This is a genomic window from Nakamurella sp., from assembly GCF_048594475.1.
GTDB lineage: Bacteria > Actinomycetota > Actinomycetes > Mycobacteriales > Nakamurellaceae > Nakamurella.
Genome location: NZ_JBMDXT010000354.1, coordinates 1 through 4,951, shown reverse-complemented (window position 1 = coordinate 4,951; position 4,951 = coordinate 1). Strand labels below are relative to the sequence as shown.

At 73.2% G+C, this 4,951-nt stretch carries 7 protein-coding genes; 4 read left to right on the top strand and 3 right to left on the bottom strand.

The features are described from left to right. Positions 1 to 305, top strand: a 305-nt coding sequence (locus tag ACOJUF_RS16040) for a zinc-dependent metalloprotease (RefSeq protein WP_420122829.1), incomplete at its 5' end; no start/stop codon positions are given. 24 nt (positions 306 to 329) lie between these two features. On the opposite strand, the gene mgrA is transcribed toward ACOJUF_RS16040, so the two are convergent. Further along, positions 330 to 1,358, bottom strand: coding sequence for an L-glyceraldehyde 3-phosphate reductase (gene mgrA / locus ACOJUF_RS16035; protein ID WP_420122828.1), 1,029 nt, complete (start codon positions 1,356 to 1,358; stop codon positions 330 to 332). Between the two features lie 148 nt (positions 1,359 to 1,506). Between mgrA and ACOJUF_RS16030 the strand changes: the two genes are divergently transcribed. From ACOJUF_RS16030 to ACOJUF_RS16020, 3 genes are all read left to right on the top strand, one after another. Next, positions 1,507 to 1,656: a DUF5679 domain-containing protein gene (locus ACOJUF_RS16030; protein ID WP_015746895.1), complete on the top strand. Its 150-nt coding sequence runs from the start codon at positions 1,507 to 1,509 to the stop codon at positions 1,654 to 1,656. Between the two features lie 87 nt (positions 1,657 to 1,743). Further along, entirely contained in the window at positions 1,744 to 2,769 is a 1,026-nt protein-coding gene (locus tag ACOJUF_RS16025; RefSeq protein ID WP_420122827.1) for a hypothetical protein, read from the top strand. 56 nt (positions 2,770 to 2,825) lie between these two features. Continuing rightward, positions 2,826 to 4,142: an ABC1 kinase family protein gene (locus ACOJUF_RS16020; RefSeq protein WP_420122826.1), complete on the top strand. Its 1,317-nt coding sequence runs from the start codon at positions 2,826 to 2,828 to the stop codon at positions 4,140 to 4,142. A gap of 22 nt (positions 4,143 to 4,164) precedes the next feature. On the opposite strand, the gene ACOJUF_RS16015 is transcribed toward ACOJUF_RS16020, so the two are convergent. Together ACOJUF_RS16015 and ACOJUF_RS16010 are read right to left on the bottom strand one after the other, a co-directional pair. After that, positions 4,165 to 4,362 carry a hypothetical protein gene (locus ACOJUF_RS16015; RefSeq protein ID WP_420122825.1) on the bottom strand — a complete coding sequence of 66 codons (198 nt, stop codon included), beginning with the start codon at positions 4,360 to 4,362 and terminating at the stop codon, positions 4,165 to 4,167. Positions 4,363 to 4,710: 348 nt separating this feature from the next. Further along, positions 4,711 to 4,951: WhiB family transcriptional regulator (locus ACOJUF_RS16010; protein ID WP_420122824.1), on the bottom strand; the 241-nt coding region annotated here is incomplete at its 5' end.

Here is a 4,951-nt window from a genome sequence, read left to right as displayed (position 1 = left end):
GGCCGCGCCGGCTGCGGGCCGCCGCGGAGCTGTGGCAGGCCGTCAGCGAGTCCCGCGGGACCGACGGCCGGGACGCGCTCTGGGCCGACCCCGGCCTGCTGCCCTCCGGTAAGGACCTGGACGACCCCAAGGGCTTCGTCGAGCGGGACAAGCAGTTCACCGAACTGCTGGCCGGCCTGGACGACATCGAGACGCAGTTGCTCGGCAAGCCCGGGTCGGACCCCGAGGCCGGCGGACCGGCCGGGTCCCCGGACGCCCCGCCGGCCGACCGGCCGGACGAGGAACCGCCGACCCGCGAGGTCTGAGCCCCGCGGGCCGGCCGGCCGCCGTCAGACCGCGCTGGACGGGCTCCACAGGTTGATCCCGGAGTCCACGGCGTGGCCCTCGATGGCGGCCAGTTCGTCGTCGGTGAAGGCCCGGGTGTTCGTCGCGGCCAGGCTGTCCTCCAGCTGGGCCACCGACGAGGCGCCGATCAGCACCGACGTCACCCGCTCGTCGCGCAGGGCCCAGCTCAGCGCGAGCTGGGCCAGCGACTGGCCGCGGCCCGCGGCGATCTCGTTGAGCGCCCGGATGTGGGACAGGGCGTCGTCGGTGAGCAGGTCGGTGGACAGCGAGCCGCCGGATCGGGACGCTCGAGATCCTGACGGCACCCCGTCGAGGTACTTGTCGGTCAGCATGCCCTGGGCCAGTGGCGAGAACGCGATGCAGCCGACGCCGAGCTCGCCCAGGGTGTCCAGCAGACCGTCCTCGATCCACCGGTTGAGCATCGAGTAGGACGGCTGGTGGATCAGCAGCGGCGTGCCCAGGTCGGCCAGGATCTCGGCCGCCCGGCGGGTCCGCTCGGGCGAGTAGGAGGAGATGCCGGCGTACAGGGCCCGGCCCGAGGCGACCGCGGTGTGCAGCGCCCCCATCGTCTCCTCCAGCGGCGTGCCCGGATCCGCCCGGTGGGAGTAGAAGATGTCGACGTAGTCCAGGCCCATCCGCTCCAGCGACGCGTCCAGCGAGGCCAGCAGGTACTTGCGCGAGCCGAGGTTGCCGTACGGGCCGGGCCACATGTCGTAGCCGGCCTTGGTCGAGATGACCAGCTCGTCGCGGTACGGGCGGAAGTCCTCGGCCAGGATGCGGCCGAAGTTGATCTCGGCCGACCCGTAGGGCGGGCCGTAGTTGTTGGCCAGGTCGAAGTGCGTCACGCCCAGGTCGAAGGCCCGGCGCAGCACCGCGCGTTGGGTGGCCAGCGGATTGACGTCGCCGAAGTTCTGCCAGAGCCCGAGGGACACGGCCGGCAGCAGCAGCCCGCTGCGTCCGGTCCGGCGGTAGGGCATCGAGTCGTATCGGTCGTCGGAAGCTGTGTAGGGCATGCCGGTCAGTCTGGCAGGCCGCGGGCCGGCGCGGACCCGATGTCCAAATCCCCGGCGACGGGTGGCCGGCCGGGTACGGTGGGCGCCGGTCCGATCCCCGGATCGACTGATGGGCCCGCCGGGTCACCGCGGACGAAAGGAAGGGCCGATGGCCGAGACCTACAACGGCTACTGCGTCAAGTGCAAGGAGAAGCGCGACTTCGAAGGTGAGGTCGCCGAGACCAACGGCCGCCGGATGGCGAAGGGCACCTGCCCCGTCTGCGGCACCAAGATGAACCGGATCCTCGGCAAGGCCTGAGGCGTTTGTCCACAGGCCCGCCCGGGCCTGTGGACAACCAAGGACCGGTGGTCCACGATCCGTCACCCTGGTTCCGGGGTGATGGACATGACCACGCGGTTCGATCGCACGCCCCCCGGTGTCGGCCCGCGGGTCGACCCGGCGGGCCGCTACACGCTGGCCGCCGACGTCCCGCTCATCGTGCGCGCGCCGGACGAGGTGCAGATCGGCGCCGAGGAACCGCGTCGGATCCTGCTGCTCAACGCCCCGCCCGAGGCCGCCGCCGTCCTGTCCGGCCTGGACGGGTCCCGCCCCGTCGGGGTCCTGCTGGCCGCGCACGGCGCCGATCCCCTCGTCTGGCAGGACCTGCTCGATGAGCTGCTGCACGCCGACCTGCTGGTGGCGGCCGCGCCCGGCCCGCCCGGCGGTGGGGCCGGCGCCGGGTCGCTCGCGCCGGAACGGCTCGGGCTGGTCCACCGGCACGGACCCGCGGCGGCCGGCCGCATCCTGCAGACCCGCAGGGACGCCCTGGTGGTCGTCCGGGGCGACTCGGTCGCCGCCGGGCTGGTCGCCGCCCTGGTCGCCGCGGCCGGCGTCGGGCACGTGCACCACGATCCCACCCGCGGCGCGCTGGCGCTGCGGACCCGGTCGGCGGCCACCGCCGCCGCCGCGATCCGGGCCGCCAACCCGGCGGTCCGCACCCACCGGCCGGCGCCGCACCACTGCCCCGCCGTCACCGTGCTCGCCGGCGACACCGTCCCCGACCTGGGCCTGGCCGCCGCCCTGGTGCAGCAGCGCCTGCCGCACCTGTCCGTGCTGACCATGGCCGGCCGCGCGATCGTCGGACCGCTCGTGCTGCCCGGCCGGTCGAGCTGCCTGGGCTGCCTGCACCGCCACCGGGTCGACGCCGATCCCGCCTGGCCGGTGGTCGCCCGGGCACTGGCCCGGCAAGCGCCCCGGTCGCCGGTGACCGTCGCGGCGATGGCCGCGGCGTTCGCCGCCGGTCAGGTGCTGGATCTCATCGACGGGCAGGAGATTCCGGCGACGATCAACTCCTCGATCGAGTGGACCGCGGAGGGACTGTCCACCGGCCGCCGCAGCCGTCCGGTTCATCCCGATTGCGGGTGCCGGTGAGTCGGTCCAGGCGGGACGCCGCCGGGCCCGCGCCGACGGTCAGGAACAATGGACGGGTGGCCGACATCCCCAGGAGCGCATTGAGTCGAACCGCCCGTCTGGCCAGCCTGCCGCTCTCGGCCGCGGGCCGGGCCACGCTCGGGCTGGGTCAGCGGCTGGCCGGCCGCGACCGCGAGAGCGTCAACAGCGAGTTGCAGCGCCGCACCGCCGAGCAGCTCTTCGAGGTGCTCGGCACGCTCAAGGGCGGGGCGATGAAGTTCGGCCAGGCGCTGAGCATCTACGAGGCCGCAATTCCCGACGAGTACGCCGCGCCCTACCGCGAGGCGCTGACCAAGCTGCAGAACGCCGCGCCGGCGATGCCCCCGGCCACCGTGCACAAGATCATGGCCCACCAGTTCGGCACCGGCTGGCGGTCCCGCTTCGCCGAGTTCGACGACGACGCCGCCGCGGCCGCGAGCATCGGCCAGGTGCACCGCGGCATCTGGCACGACGGCCGGCCGGTCGCGGTCAAGCTGCAGTACCCCGGGGCCGATGCCGCGCTCAAGTCCGACATGGACCAGCTGTTCCGGGTCGCCCCGCTGCTGGGCATGGTGATTCCGGGCACCGAGATGAAGCCGCTGGTCGCGGAACTGCGGGAGCGGATCCTGGAGGAGCTGGACTACGCGCGCGAGGCGGACAACCAGCGCGCCTTCGCCGCCGGGTACGCCGGTGACGAGAAGTACCTGGTGCCCAGGGTGGTCGCCAGTGCCCCCAAGGCCATCATCTCCGAATGGGTGGACGGCACCTCGCTCAACCGGATCGTCGCCGGCGGCACCCGGGAACAGCGGGACCGGGCCGGGAGCCTGCTCACCGAACTGCATTTCGCCGCGCCGGCCCGGGTCGGCCTGCTGCACGCCGATCCGCATCCGGGCAACTACCTGCTGACGGACGACGGCCGGCTGGCGGTCATCGATTTCGGGTCGGTGGCCCGGCTGCCCGACGGGGCGCCGCCGATCATCGGTAAGGTCACCCGGCTGGCTCTGGAAGGCCACGCCGACCTCGTGGTGGAGGCTCTGCGGGGCGAGGGTTTCATCCCGCCCGGCTACCACCCCGACCCGGAACTGCTGATGGACTACGTGGTCCCGTTCGTCGAGCCGCTGCGGCACGAGACGTTCCACTTCACCCGGACCTGGATGCAGGCGCAGTTCGCCCGGATGTCCGACTTCTCCAGCGAGGAGTCCCGGGTGGCCCGGCATCTGAACCTGCCACCGTCCTACCTGCTGATCCACCGGGTGACGCTGGGCTCGGTCGCCGTGATGTGCCAGCTGGACACCAACGCCCCGTTCCGGGACATCGTCATCGAGCACCTGGCCGGCTTCCACGACCCACTCTGACCGGGCCCGATCGTCCGGACGCCTACCAGTACTCCTGGTCCAGCTTCGACTCGATCGCCCGCAGGTGCGTACGGGCGCAGGTCGGGCAGGTCCAGGTCGTGCCCCGCACGGTCGATTCCGACATCCAGCCGAGGGCGACCGCCGGCACCGCGGTTCCGCACAACTGGCAAGCCCCGACCGGACCGGGCGGCGGCCCGGCCGGCTCGCGCGGATCGTCCATCCGGACACCCTACGGCCGGGGCGCCGGGCCCGCCGGTGCACCGCGACGGGGCGGCCGGATACGGGTGTCCGGCCGCGCCGTCGCGGGTGGTTCAGCGCGCCTTGCGCAGCCGCTTCGCCCGGCGGGCCTGGCGGCTGAGTTCGACGTCGCGCTCGATCTGGCGTATCCGATCCCGAGCGAGATCTTCGATGAGAGAACTCATGTCATTCCTTCGAAAGTGGGCCGCCCGGTCAGGGACGGGAGATGCCATGGTGGAGTGGATGTGTGCGGAGATGGGCTGCCGCACGGTCGATGTCGGTCGGCGGGCGGGACGGGCCGCAGCACGGACACCGGGCCGGACGCGGGGCTTCATGCCGCGACCTTCCGGGGCCGCCCCCGCGGCCGCTTCCGGGCGATGACGCCGCCGTGATCGAAGATCTCGCCGCCCGACACGCCCAAGTGCTCGCCCCGCTCGAGCGCCGCGGCCAGGCACTCGGCCCGGACCGGGCAGTCGACGCACAGCGCCTTGGCCCGCTCCAGATCGTCCGGCCGTTCGGCGAAGAACAGGTCGGGGTCACCGGCGAGGCAGGGCAGGTCGTCCCTGGGACTG